The sequence below is a fragment of the Dysgonomonas gadei ATCC BAA-286 genome (genome assembly GCF_000213555.1).
Taxonomy (GTDB): domain Bacteria; phylum Bacteroidota; class Bacteroidia; order Bacteroidales; family Dysgonomonadaceae; genus Dysgonomonas; species Dysgonomonas gadei.
The window spans coordinates 542,311-557,093 of the sequence record NZ_GL891979.1; the positions used below are offsets into that span (position 1 = coordinate 542,311).

The following is a 14,783-nucleotide window of genomic DNA, read 5'->3' on the forward strand; positions in this document are numbered from 1 at the left end:
ATTTCGTAAAATGTACGGGGAATGGTTATCTTTAAGGTGCTTAATTGAAGTGAATATGATAGGTGTGGCAGAGAAGCTCGCTAAGGGCTATGACATGGTTTTATCGCATGAGGCTGTGAGGGAGTTGGACTCAATACTTATTCGGAAAACATATCCGAAAGAAACAGTTGTATTAAACCTCCATGAGGTCTGTACAGATATGTATATTGTTGAGACAGGTATGGTCAGGCAGTTCTATTATAAAGACGGACGGGATATATCCGAACATTTCTCTTGCGAGGGGGATGTGGTATTCTGTATAGAAAGTTTGTTTTTGAAAGAGCCGACTACTTTATTGATGGAAACAATAGAGCCTTCTGTTATCTATCACTTGAATTATAGTCAGTTTCAGCAATTGTGTGATCGTTATACTGATATCAACAGATTGTACAGACGGATCGTAGAACAAGATCTGATAGTATCGCAGCGTAAGGCTGATTCATGGAGATTTGAGAGTGCACGGGAGCGGTATGAGCGTTTTTGTCTCGAATATCCGGAAGCTGCCCGCAGGGCTTCTGTTGCGCATATCGCTACTTATCTACTGATGACTCCGGAGACATTGAGCCGGGTACGTTCCGGAATCTTATAAGTTCCTGATGTCTGTTAAGATACAATATAGGATGTATTGTTGCATTCATAATATAAAACAATCCTGCCCTTAACAGGCAGGATTGTTCATCTAAAACTGAAATTAAAGTTATCCTTGTTATATCTGAGATTATCTTACAACAGAAGATAATACTTGTTTCATAAAGTTTTTATCAGCAGAATCGAAGCGTATATTTGACTTTATCTGGAAATTATTCTTTGGATTCACCAGTTTTATTATCATATGGTTCCAACCTTTGTCAAGCATAATGTTAGGAATTTTACTCTCTTCTTTTCCCGTAATTTCCATAGAAGCTATCTGGTTATTATTCAGGTAAACCGTAATACCTCCCTCTCCTCCTACATGCATATCCAGACTAGGCATATCCGGTTCAGCCAGCAGGTTGCTTAAAGAACGCGGACTATATATCCAGAAGCTCATATATGCCACAGGTACTCTGTCCCTTTCGGGTTTGGCTAAAGTGAAGATTCCATCATTATCACTGGTGGCAACTTTCCAACTCTCATTATCGGATACAGTATTTAACTGTGGAACAACAGACGATTCGCCATGTATAAAATCGGTAGATAATAGCTTCTCGGTGCTTTGGGTATTTTTGCTTAAAGGGCCTAACAACAGTGCACGGTACAATCCGGCATCACTGCTGAGGGCTTGCATATTTTTTATATTGTCATTTGATATAGTAGCCCCCAGATTAGACAATATTTTTGTCAATAGAGAGGTGGTTTCCATTGAAATTTCGCTCAGGTCTAATGAGGATATGATAATTTCAGAGTTTCCTGATTCTATAGAAGCAATTACGATATCAGAACCTTTAGCTTCACGTTCGCTACGAAAAACATTTCCTGTCTTAGATGTTTCCGCCTGATAATTCCAACGCTGCCAATCTGTATTACAAGCTCTCAGGATAATATTTGCTTTCATAGCAAAATCACCCGACAAGCCATAATGCATAGCTGTTTTTCCTCGTGGGATCAGTTCAGAGAAATAAAAATCGGAATGATTTAATCCTTGCAGGAGCAAAGGAGTCCCTTCTTTCAGGAAAGATGTAGCCTGCCTGTCTTCTAAGGACACAGGATATGGTGCAAATTTATTAATAAAGTCTATTGATTGCCTGTTAATACCCATTACAAATATTTTTGCTCCGGCTTCTATTGCTTTCTGTATTTTAGGTAACAGGTTATCCGTTAAATTATTGCCGTCGACTATAACAAGGCTCTTATTGGTCACTTTACCCTCTGTAAGGATTTTCAAACCCATATTTTCTAAATCTTCTTTTAGTTTAGAATTTGGAGAGGCATATACGATGATTGCATCTGCTGGATTTACTGTATTCTCAACCTCTGCTGTATCTTTTATTTTGTCATTATATGGAAGTATAGGCGTAGCGTTTGCATTCCGTACAGCTTCGAATAGAGGCCATGTACGGTATAGTGGTAGTGAGGCGTCGTAACCCGGATTCAGTGTTGTTGTATATGGCCCCAATCTTTCAGGCTGCATGCCATATGCTCCTTCTTCGAATCCAAAGAAAATTCCATCTTCGGATACAGGTGGACGCTTCGTATTTTTTAGCCCTAGTTCGAGTGGTTGCAAAGCGTACCAGGCCATATTGAATATAGAGCTGTACGACGCATTCAACTCCCGCTGCGTTTTTATTAACCCATAACTCTCAATAGCAACGGCTTCCATCCGCCCCTGCATACTTTCATATGCTCTGTTTCCATTATATTCAGAGGCTTGTTTGGGTGTTCCATAATATGCCATACTTTGTTCTCCTATGCCCCAGGGTTTACCTTCCGATGACCATTTTCTCATGCCATCCATGCCTCCATAATGTCCTATGACTGTAGGTAGATTTGTCGGGCGGTCGGTTTCTCCATCACCGGAAATCCAGGGGCGGGTAGGGTCTGCTTCCTTTGTAATTTCAACCCATCTGTTTATTTCATCCAGTTGCTTCTGAATAAGCGCCTCTGGAGCTTTAAAAACGTGCATAGCTACAGGTACCGTTTCATTGCAAACACTCCAACCAAATACTGATGCATGGTTTTTATCCCGCTTTATCAGACGGCGGATATGCTCGGCACAACTTTCCCAATAGTTATCACTATCAATTTTAGGACCGCCATCGCTTGACCAAATGCCGGTTTCATCAAGTACGCATATTCCCATTTCGTCGGCAACATCCAGATAAAAGCGTGGAAAAGGCTGAGCATGAAATCGTACCGCATTTGCATTGGCATCTTTTAGCATGCTGAACCATGCCCATGCATAACGGCGGGTCATTTGAGGCACACCCATAAAGTGCCATGAGTCGCCTCTTAATGAGACAGGCTTTCCATTGAGCAGAAGACGGTCGCCGGATATGGTAAACTGCCGCCATCCGAATCTGTCTTGCTTTATGTCGATTGTTTTATTATTTTCTTTCAGGCTTATTACAGCTCCATACAGATTTGGTGTATCAGGTGTCCAATAATCCAATTCATTAGAAACGGCTCTTTGTATGGTAATTTTAGTTACGGTATTTGCGCCTAATGTCACTTTCTTCTCTTCAGGAAAAACGAGAGATGCTTTTGTGGCAAGCTCGCTCTTTTCTTCAGGGCTTTCATTTATTGAACGGCCGGCCAGATTATACCATTTTTTTATCTCTGTATTCAGGCTTATTGTTTTCTTTTGGGCAGAGGTATTATTTATTTCGAGTTCTATTTTTAAATTCTTGTTCTGCACATCGGGCTGAATAAAAATATCTTGTATATATACAGGATTATATGCAAATAAGTATACATCTTGCCAGATCCCGGCCATTTCTATACCCCACATTGAACCTCCTACATATGTCCGGCGTCCGTATTTACCCGGTTCATCGAACAGACTGCCTTTAGCAACACCGACCATTATTTCATTTTCCTGTCCGGCTTTGATATAGGGGGTGATATCTGCTTCGAAGGGCAGGAACAGCTCGAAGTTATCCGCCACCTTTTGCCCATTCACATATACTTCGCTTTTTCCCATTACTCCTTCAAAATGAAGTATTATCTGTTTTCTATTCCAGTCGGACGGTATAGATATATTTTTCTTCATCCAGCCTATTTTGGCTTTTTCCCACTCTTTAGGATAGCTGGGATAGGCTATAAAATCACCACCTCGCCCGTCAGTAAAATTATTTACATTCCAAGGTGATGGTATTTTTATAGGAACACTCTCTTTTTTGAATGTGGACGGCACCCGGAAATCTGAGGCTTTTGCATCATAAACGGGCATAAAGTCCCATTTTCCATTTAAACATAATTCCTGGCGATAAGGCCTCTCTTCATCATTTACTAACCCTTTTACCGGATTAAATGGAAATTTATAATCTATCGGGGACTGTGCCTGTACTTTATTTGTACATATCATACACAGAAGGATAGCTGCTATAAACTTTAAATAATTTTTTTTCATGAAACTGGTATTTATATAATAATTTAAGACAGATAATTTCCACAACCGGAAAAAGGCTGGACTTTTCCGGTAGGACTATGCAAATAAAGACGAAACAGATTAACGGTCTGATTAACTTTTAGGTAAAAAAAAGATTAAAATGTGAGGTCTTATATATTATATATAAAAATGATGAAATAAAAGAGGCTTGTTTTTCACAAGCCCCTGAATAAATTATATTTTATCAGAATAGAAAACTAATTTTAAAACTTCTTCTCTATCACATCTGTCAGAGAATATTTGTATTGTACACCCAGCAGGTTAAAATATTCTTTGCAGAAATTATCGTAAATACTTTTGGCAATTCCTTTTTTCCCCGAGTTGAACAGAATCGAGCATTTCAGATATAGAGCTTCCTCATTTATAAAATCATGCAAAAGAATTGTGTCAGCAATATTAAGCTTCATATTATCATCCGGTTGATACTTTCCACTTTGTAGTATATCGGTCAAAACATCTATCGTCAGATTAGAAAAATCGCTTTTAAAATTATCTGTCCAGTCTGTTTCAGTATTAGGTAATAATACACCTCTCAATAGTAATTCAAGAAGGCGGTTTATCGAATCCCGGTCATCAAATTGGCTTTCTTTTATTGTAGAAAACAACTGCATCGCCTCAAAATAGTCGCAAGTGATACTTTTGCCAAATTTGATAGACCAAAAGCCATTCTGGCTTCCGATTTCAACGCCTCCCACACTTTCGAATATAGATCTGAGTTTACTAAAATATACATTCCTGTTTTTCTTTGCGGAAACTTCATCCTTATCGAACCACAAGAGCTGTATTATTTTCTTTCCGGATATCCCTCTTGCGTCTTTCTGTGTATATAATATGAGTAAAACAAGCAAATATTTCAGAGTTGGGGTAAACATTCCTGTGATATCATTTCCTTTATTGTCTTTTACTGTAAACCCTCCGATAAGACAGACCGATTGTTTTTCAAAATTGTAATGATTTTGTTTTTGGATAACAAGCTCATCCGGAATTCTTTCTACGTCCGATCTTTTCTCTTGTACATTGTCGGTGGTAGTAAATCTCTTATATATGGTGTTTTCTTGTTTTTTGCTTCTTATTTTTACTAACAGGGCAAATACGGCACAGATTATAGCAACGGATAGTATCGAAATAACAATAGGCAATAGATAATCGTCCTCACTATCGGATTGTTTAACAACCGCCTGCTGTAGATCGGCTATATAAACCGGCGGAAAATCGAGGGAGTAAATAGAAAGTAAGGATTCTGTGTCAGAGACCTTTCTGTAAAAAAGAGCAAATAGTTTTTGTTGAGAGGCTGAATAATACAAATTCGTGTATAAGAAAAAGGCTTCGAGATCTTCATGAATAGGGTAGGATATCTGTTCGAATCCTTTTTTATCAGGACTGATTTTAAACAGAGTTCCTCCGTCTTTTGTGGTAAACAGATAAAAACAGTCTCTATCCTTATCATAAACCATGTTTTCCCCAGGCATGAAATCTCCGTCTATATTTTCCTCTTCCCACAACTTATTAGCTTGCCCCATAATGAGATTGACAGAATAGAAGTCATAATAATTGCGGGGAGATAGTTCCTGTCTCCCGGATTTACTGCCACGTCCGCCGAATATATACATCTGATTATCTACAATTGCTGAAGAGGCAGAGAATCTGGGTGAAATTTCAGATAGTTGAAACTTTTTCATACTTCCCCCATCTGTATTCATTTTTACTAAGTCGTGGTTATATTTATAAAATCCATAGCCGCCAAAAGAATAAAGAGTAGATTCATTAGCCAGATAAACCGCAGTATTATTCATATACCCCGGCTCTTTTACTGGTTTTGAGGGATAACTCCAGCTATTCGTTTCGAAAGAGAACGTAGATGTTATATCTTCATCTAAATTATATGTCACTATATTATTTCTAATGGTATCGAAGTAAATCATATTTGCCACATTGGCAACCATATATCCACTTTTGGACATAATTTCCGTTTCTCCTCCGGATTTTGAGTCGAAGACAGATATATTTTTAGAATCCGGCGATACGATATAAAACAGATGATCTTGATCGAATGTAAACTGGGAATTATCTTTAATTTTTTTCGAATATATTTTTTTCCATGACGAATAATCATCTATAATCCATTTTGGATTAGTTGCGATAGCCGGAACTTGTGATATTGAATCGAGTGATATATTCTGATTATGTTCTTTGAGTTTCCAATAGCGGGTCAGAGCCCCATTATGGAATATTTTAATATCCCTGATATTAACAGAAGCAATGTCGGTAATTCCGAAGTTTTCGACAGGACATATCCCGTAAGAAATATAGACATCAGAAGAGGATGATAGATCGTAAGGTTTAGTCAATGTCGCCAAGCCATATGATAATGTGATTTCCTTGTGTTCTCTCGATAAAGTGATACTGACGGGAACCCATTGTTCACGGATAATTTCTTGTGATACAGTACAAGCTACTTCATTAATTGCTAGAAGAGGATATCGTTTATCATCATCGCTCACTGTGATCATCAGGTCTATATTCTCCTTTTTATCCGTGATAATACGAAACACTATACCAAATAAATATTCAGGACGAATATACATCTCAAATGACATCGTAAACTCTTTTCCCAGTTTCAAGGAAGAGCCATTCTCCAGAATAAATGCGGTTTTTTGAGAATCACTTTCCGGATGGGATTTTATAAACAGCCCGTAGTCTAATTTATTTAATTTATCTTGTGCATGTGCAGAACAAAGGCTCAATAGGAATAATAAAATCAGGTAACTTACTTTATTCATCGATTAGGTGTCTTTTCTGTATGACTAAGGAAAACTATAGTATATTGTAAAATTAGAATAATTCTTCATGTTTGCCAAAAAATAAAAAAACTAAATATAAATACACCAGCTATAAGGGTAATCCTCTATAATATTTACCTTTTTTTTATCTGTTTGTTAATTATTTTACCAACTGATGATGCTTTATTTTCCATCAGATTCCTTTAATTGATGTGTAAATTATTACTAAAATCAGAATAGTGTTCCTGATTTAACAGGAAACACACACTTCATAATAATTTTTCAGTAACCTGGCTTTCCTGTATTTGAAAATCTCTTTGATAAAAGACATGTAGTCTTAATCTTTTAACATTTTGAAGAAATTATAAATAGTGAAAAACAGTTTTTATTAGTCAACTTACCAGCCTTTATATGATTTTATCATAATTTTTATCCGGGTGTTGTCTTTTTTTTTATGACCTTATTAATATGCTGCGGCTATGTTTGCACTATGAAAAACCTGGAACTAAAGATATAATACTTGTATACTGATTGAAATTATTAATCATTTATTTAAACTTAAGTCTAACTATGAGAAAAAAGAAGATTCCTTTGATTTCGAGAATGTTTATGTTCTTGCTCATAATTCTATTGAGCTCATGTGAAGAACGTTCTTTTCCTGTATCTCCTATCGATGACCCTTATCCGTACATACCGCCAAGTGACGTAGGTATGTTAACGACAGAGTCCGGAGATGGTAGCATAAAACTAATATGGAGTGACCCGCCTGAAGATAATGTGTCGGATATAGAAATTACAAATCTGAATGACAATACATCCAAAGTGGTCTCTAAGGGGGATAAAGCTGTTGAATTTACCGGACTGGAGAACTTCGAAAAATATTCATTCGAAGTTAAGGCTAAAAACTCAGAAAGCCTGTATTCAGTAGGAGTGGTCATATCTGCTTATCCGTTTAAACAGGACAATGTAGCACCCGGCAATGTAAAGGATGTTATTAGCTTTAAGGGAACAACCATAAAGGATGCTATACTTACATTTGCCCTTTCCGGAGACGTGGACTACTCTCATGCTGTCGCATACATTAATGGAAGCAATGAAGGTGTTGCTTCGGCACTTCGCGGCAAGGTTATCAGGTTGAGAACTGAGGACGAAGCAGGCATCCAATCTGTTTTGATTAAGTCTTTCGACTTTTCAGGCAATGAATCTGCAGGTATCACAGTCTTACCATCCGATATCCCGTTGGCGAATGTTGCCGGAGGTGATGAAGAGACTTCGGTAAGAGTTAAATGGACTCTGCATCCTAGTGTAGACTTTGTAGAAGGTTACCGTGTTGCATGGGGCGACAATTTTGCGAACACCAAAACTTTAGAAAAGACCGCGACAGATTATTCTTTCCCGTTGGATGAACTACAAAGCAACACTCAGGTGAATGTTTCTATGCTCGATGAAAATAATGCTGTATTAAGCACATATCCTCTTATTATAGACGGTAAGAGTATTCCTGGCACAGTAAGAGCGGATGCCGCAATAGCCTATAATGGATTGCAGATACGTGGCGACGGAGGCTTTGGTAATGTAGATAATAACTCGTGGGCAGAATATGAATTGAATGTAAAAGAAGACGGAGAATATCGTTTCAGTCCATACACCGGGGGGCCATCAGCGACTAAGGTGACAATATTTATAGACGGAACAGAAACAGCGATTGTAAATACTACACCTTCCGGAAATTGGGACGGTTTCATCAAGCAAACCCCATCTACGAGCTTCCATCTGACGGCTGGCAAGCATAGAGTGAAAATGGTATTCGGAGATGGTCAGAATATTCTTAAATATTACTTCAGTCAGGAATAATAAATCTAATAACAATGAGAAAAACAAAGAAAAAATATAGCAGGTTGTTGATGCTTGCCTTGATGATGATACCCATTTTCATACAAGCTCAGACGATAGATATAAAAGGTACGGTGGTGGATGAAACCGGGGTTGGACTTACCGGAGCAACAATTATAGTACAAGGCAAAACCGGAGGAGTTTCGGCTGATGTAGACGGGAATTTTACAATAAAAGCTGCAATTGGTGAGCAACTGCAAATCTCTTTCATCGGATATGCAACAAAAGTTGTTGACATTAAGGATAACAAATTTCTTACTATCGCAATGGATCCCGATTCAAAGGCTTTGGAAGAGGTGGTGGTTGTAGGATACGGTCAACAGAAGAAAGCCTCGGTAGTAGGAGCTATATCTGTGGTGTCCACTAAGGAATTGAAGCAAAGTCCGACAGCGAATGTAACAAATGCCCTGGCAGGAAAGCTGCCCGGACTGGTAACGGTGCAAACAACAGGTGAACCGGGCGCGGATAATTCCGACCTCTACATTCGTGGTATCAGTACATTTACAGGAAGTCAAAAACCTCTGATACTTGTTGATGGTATCGAACGAGACTTTAAATATATGAGTGTACAGGAGATAGAGTCGATTTCAATACTGAAAGATGCATCAGCTACGGCAGTCTACGGGGTGCGTGGCGCGAATGGTGTGGTATTGGTAACTACAAAACGCGGGCAGGAAGGAAAGCCGCATGTTACATTGAATGCCGATTTTGGTTTTCAAAGCCCGACGCGGATGTTTGATATGGTAAATTCATATGAAATGGCCGTCCTGTCTAATGAATATCATGTCAATAATGGTAATAATCCTATATTCTCTCAGGAAGAATTAAATGCTTACCGTTATGGAACAGATCCGTATCATTATCCGAATATAAACTGGGCCGATGAACTAATAAAAAATACAGCACCGCAACAACAATACAATCTTACAATATCGGGAGGAAATCAGACTGCGAAATATTTCGTAATGGTGGGTATGTTAAACCAGCGAGGGCTATATAAGTTCGAAAACTATAATGCTGATTTTAATACGAATATCAGCTATCAAAAATATAATTTCCGCACAAATGCCGACTTTAAAATCAGCCCTTACTTATCAGCAAAGGTCAATCTTGCCGGAGTGTTGGGTATGAAACATCAACCGAAAGAATCTGCAGAAACAGTGTTCGACAGAATCAGGGTGGCTAACCCGAACAGGGCTCCTATCAAAAACCCTGATGGAACATGGTCTACTCGCGAAAAGCAGAGTTTCAACCCCGTGGCTGAAATCCTGGATGGAGGTTACTCTGATCAGAAAGAAACAGCAATTACTGCAACCGTTGGTATGAAGGCTGATTTCTCAAAGATACTAAAAGGCTTATCTGCAAATATTGATTTTTCGTTCGACTTTAATAATACATTCGAGCAAAGAAGAACCAGGAGCAATGATTTCTTCCAGTTCAATGAAGACGGTACATATACAAGATTGTATGAAGGATCGAAACTTGGTTACGGCTGGGGACTCAATGTTTACGAAACCAGATATAACTTCGAACCATCTATCTCTTATGCAAATACATTTAATGATATTCACGAAGTTACCGGACTATTATTATACAACCAGTCCGAAAGGCTCATAAAAGATGATAATTCGCTCAAGCGGCTGCCATATCGCCGGATGGGGGTTGTCGGACGTGTTACATATGGTTTTAAAAGTAAATACTTTGCAGAATTTAATGCCGGTTATAATGGGTCGGAAAACTTTGCTCCGGGCAACCGTTTCGGATTCTTCCCGGCTGGTTCCGTAGGATATCTTATATCTCAGGAAGACTTTTGGAAATCTGATATTGTAAGTTATCTCAAATTCCGTTTCTCATGCGGGCTGGTTGGTAATGATGCTATCGGTGATGTAGACCGTTTCTTATATATGAGTTTGTACAAAGATGCAGAAGGTCCTCAGTTCGGTTATCCTAACTCGGCAGGAACATCAGGCTTGGCCGAATTGAGAATGGGAAATGAGAATCTGACATGGGAAAAATCGACTAAATATAACTTTGGTATTGACTCTAAGTTCTTCAAAGATCAGCTTTCACTTACTGTAGATGCTTTTTATGAATACAGACGGGATATATTGACTTCACTAAGTACGATCCCGACCATATATGGCTTCTCCTCTATTGTTACAAATGACGGGGAAGTAAGTAATCGTGGGTTTGAAGTAGATGGTATGTGGCGCGGACGTATCGGAAAAGACTTTTACTATAATGTGGGAGGTAATATGTCGTTTGCCCGCAACAAAATAGAGAAAATACCGGAATCGCCTCAAAAATACGATTATAAGTACTCGCAGGGTAATCGTATCGGACAGCCATATGGACGGATTTCTCTCGGACTGTTCCAGTCGGAAGAAGAGATCTTAAGACATGCCGACCAACAGAATCCGGTCAGTCCCGGAGATATAAAGTATCTGGATATAAACGGTGATGGTATCATTGACGATAATGACCAGTATCCGATTGGCCATCCGCAGGTACCTGAAATATTTTTTGGAGGAACACTGGGCTTTTCGTGGAAAGGATTCGATCTCGCTGCTTTATTCCAGGGCGCCGCAAATTCGTCTTACAATTTCCTTACAGGGCAGAATATGCCGTTCTGGAACGAAAACAATACACCTCTGGCTGTATGGATGGACAGATGGACTCCCGAAAACAGGGATGCAAAATATCCCCGTATGGCAGAAAGCACGAACAACCGCCATACATCGTCTTTCTGGCAAATAGATAATAAGTATTTGCGCCTGAAGAGCTTGGAAGTAGGCTATACGATTCCAGAAAGACTAACCCGAAAAGTGGGAATAGATGTACTCAGAGTATATGCAAATGGAGTGAATCTGCTGACATGGGATAATATAAAGGTTTATGACCCTGAAAACTATGTAAAAGGTAGTGGACGCGCTTATCCGATGATGCGGGTTGTAAATTTTGGATTCAATCTTTCTTTCTAATAACTATAAAAGCAAAAATAATGAAATTCAGATATTTAATAATAGCAATTGGATTCTTCTGCACAATAAGTTGCAGCGACTTCCTTGACAAGCAAGCCAGTGAGGACATCACGGAAATGGATGCCTATAAGGATTTGGCTAATGCCCGGAAAGTACTGAATAACCTTTACTACGAGTCTACAACAGCCTTGTACAATCCCGTATCGCGCAGATTCGGGTACGATCTGGCCACAGACGACGGGGTACAGGGATATGCCCCTATATGGCCTAAGTCATACAATCAGGGTACTATCACAGCCGACGATAATCCGAATGGAGACGACAGGGATGAGGGCACTCCTCCATCCACCAACTTTTGGAACAATTCATACAAGAAAATAAGGAAAGCAAATATCTTTATAAATAAGATCAATAGTGTTCCCGGGGATGAAAAGATAAAAAGGCGTTACCTGGCTGAGGCCCGGTTTTTAAGAGCATTCTTCTATACTCATCTGATTCGCAATTATGGTGGTGTTGTAAAATTAGACTATGTATTGGAAGATTATCAGGAAGCCCTGAATATGTCGCGTATTACATTCAAAGAGTCAGTAGACTGGGTAGTACAGGAACTAAATGAGATAGCACCTGATATACCTACATCCAATGAAATTCTTTCCACAGAATTCGGCCGTATAACCAGAGGTGGAGTTTACGCATTAAAAGCCCGTCTGCTACTCTATGCTGCCAGTCCTCTTTTTAATACATCTAGCCCTGTAATGCCGGAATATACAGATATTCAATACTACGGCAATTATGACAAAGAGCGTTGGCTGGCTGCGGCAAATGCAGCACAACAGGTAATAGAACAGGGTTATGCTCTGTATAGGGGAGTACCAGATGAAAACGGACAGTATCCGACTAATTATACAGAACTGTTTATGAGTATATTCTGGACTGTAAACAGTGAATATGTATGGGGCTTTTATCCGAAGCAGGATAACGGATTTGTTGATGCATCCCATAACCGGAGCTGTGGAGGCTGGAACTGGACTAATCCTACGTTGGAACTGGCCGAAAGTTTTGAAATGCTGAATGGGAAATTACCGAATGAATCGGAAAGTGGCTATGAGTTCAGTAATCCCGGAAAAGACAGGGATCCACGTTTCAAAGCATCTATTCAGTATCCTAATGCCGAATATAAGACTTACAGTTTCAAACCATGGATAGGCGGGAGTGCATCACATCTTGAGAGCCAGCGTACAGGGATGTGCCGTCAGAAATGGATTGATGGTTCTACATATCCGGGCGACCCCAATAATCCGAACAGTGGTTTTATCTATCCGTATGTGCCTTACTTCCGTTTTGCTGAGATCTTATTGATTCATGCTGAAGCATTAAATGAATATTATAATTCGCCTAACGATGTTGTATATAATGATATAAATCTTATAAGAAGACGCGTAGGCATGCCGGATTTACCCAAAGGTCTGACTCAGGCTCAGATGAGGGAACGTATCATGCGCGAACGCCGTGTCGAATTGGCGTTTGAAGACCATCGCTTCTTCGACTTACGCAGATGGGGCACGGCATACGATAAGCTGAATGGAGCGGTGCATGGCTATGATGTAACCAAAGGTCAGAATGATGGATTCTACAATAAAGTACAAATCGGGGATAAGCGGGTCTTTATGAAAAAGCATTATCTATCACCTATTTCGACTTTCGACTTATTGTTGAATTCTAATTTACAACAGAATCCCGGTTATTAATAAAAAACAGAGATAACATGAAAAAATTAATATATACCATATTCATCCTCGCTGGATGTATACTGCTTAACAATTGTTCTACACCGGATGACGATATTGATGCTGACCTGGCTTTGAATCAAGCTGATAAAATAACAAGATTCAGAGTTTACAAAAATATTAATGAGTTCTATGATGCGACTATATCGCATGATGACACCACCATTGTATTGTCTCTCCCTGCTAATATGGGGCTTGATAAATTACAACCTGAAGTAATCGTTTCTGAAAATGCCAAAGTTTCCCCTTCGTCGGGAGCTATACAGAGTTTTATCACACCTCCGGTTATTTATAAAGTTGTAGCACAAGATGGAACTCATATCAGGGAATATAAAGTTACAGTAAACAACAATCTTAATTAATTGCTATGAAAAAAATATTGACCATATTATTGTCACTTCTTGTATTAGCTGGTTGTAGCGACGAAGATTACCCGCTGCTGGAACCATATATATATTTTGCTGACAATGTAGATTATTATGTAGTAGATCCGGATGTGGAAGTGGCCTATACGATAACGGGAAGTTTCAGTGCCGAAGGTATGATCCAGTCTGTATCAATAGACGGGGTTCAGTACACTGAAGAAGAAATAGGAGCGGAACTCACTTCTACTTCAATATCCCATACCGTCGATCTTACGGGATTTACAGAATCCAGAACTATCCGGTTTACACTGACTGACAAAAGAGGAAAAACAACAACTCAGGATTTTCATTTTATCAAGGCGCAACCCGTTGAAACTTTTGTTGTTGAACTTGGTGCTCAGAACAATAGTGTACAGGGATTCTTTCTATCGCTGACTGATTATAAGACATATTCGGTAACAGACTTCCTGAATACTCAGAAAGACGTTGAAGGTATCTGCTTCGGATATAATAAAGATAAGAAAGAACCACTGTTGTTGTCTCCTACAGGACTGCAAATAGCTAATGTGTTGCAAGATAAAGGAAACAAGATGGTAAGTATAGGTTCTGTACCTAAAGTTGATGGGGCGGCCTTCACCAAGATGGAGAATGATGCCATCATGAAAAATCTGGTTGGAGCCTCTTTCCGCACATTCGAATATACGACTGCCCGCAACGAAACTTCGTATTTGTTTAAAACAGAATCGGGGCGATGGGGCATGTTATATGTACAGGAAATGTTGTCGGGACTTGCAGGCAACATGAAAGTGATAGTCAAAATAGAGAAAGTGGGTAATTAAATACATATCAGG

General features: G+C 39.2%; 8 protein-coding genes. 6 read left to right on the plus strand and 2 right to left on the minus strand.

All coding sequences use genetic code 11. The features are described from left to right. Nucleotides 1-55 precede the first annotated feature (55 nt). Nucleotides 56-628 (plus strand): Crp/Fnr family transcriptional regulator, encoded by a 573-nt coding sequence (locus HMPREF9455_RS02020; protein WP_006797904.1) that lies wholly within the window; start codon nt 56-58, stop codon nt 626-628. Nucleotides 629-757: 129 nt separating this feature from the next. Here the strand turns inward: HMPREF9455_RS02020 and HMPREF9455_RS02025 are convergent, their stop codons facing one another. Together HMPREF9455_RS02025 and HMPREF9455_RS02030 are read right to left on the minus strand one after the other, a co-directional pair. Beyond that, nucleotides 758-4,087: a glycoside hydrolase family 2 protein gene (locus HMPREF9455_RS02025; protein ID WP_006797905.1), complete on the minus strand. Its 3,330-nt coding sequence runs from the start codon at nt 4,085-4,087 to the stop codon at nt 758-760. Between the two features lie 242 nt (nt 4,088-4,329). Further along, nucleotides 4,330-6,906 (minus strand): hypothetical protein, encoded by a 2,577-nt coding sequence (locus tag HMPREF9455_RS02030; protein WP_006797906.1) that lies wholly within the window; start codon nt 6,904-6,906, stop codon nt 4,330-4,332. Between the two features lie 570 nt (nt 6,907-7,476). On the opposite strand from HMPREF9455_RS02030, the gene HMPREF9455_RS02035 reads away from it, so the two are divergent. The 5 genes from HMPREF9455_RS02035 to HMPREF9455_RS02055 are packed head-to-tail and all read left to right on the plus strand — an operon-like array spanning nt 7,477 to nt 14,771. After that, nucleotides 7,477-8,760: a carbohydrate-binding protein gene (locus HMPREF9455_RS02035; RefSeq protein WP_006797907.1), complete on the plus strand. Its 1,284-nt coding sequence runs from the start codon at nt 7,477-7,479 to the stop codon at nt 8,758-8,760. A 14-nt stretch (nt 8,761-8,774) separates the two neighbouring features. Then, a complete protein-coding gene (locus HMPREF9455_RS02040; protein WP_006797908.1) occupies nt 8,775-11,780 on the plus strand; it encodes a SusC/RagA family TonB-linked outer membrane protein in 3,006 nt (1,001 codons plus the stop codon). 20 nt (nt 11,781-11,800) lie between these two features. Next, nucleotides 11,801-13,528, plus strand: coding sequence for a RagB/SusD family nutrient uptake outer membrane protein (locus HMPREF9455_RS02045; protein WP_006797909.1), 1,728 nt, complete (start codon nt 11,801-11,803; stop codon nt 13,526-13,528). 17 nt (nt 13,529-13,545) lie between these two features. Then, on the plus strand, nt 13,546-13,929 hold the full coding sequence (locus HMPREF9455_RS02050) for a hypothetical protein (RefSeq protein WP_006797910.1): 384 nt from the start codon (nt 13,546-13,548) through the stop codon (nt 13,927-13,929). 5 nt (nt 13,930-13,934) lie between these two features. Next, complete coding sequence (locus tag HMPREF9455_RS02055) at nt 13,935-14,771, plus strand: lipoprotein (RefSeq protein WP_006797911.1); 837 nt, start codon at nt 13,935-13,937, stop codon at nt 14,769-14,771. The last annotated feature ends 12 nt before the right edge of the window (nt 14,772-14,783 follow it).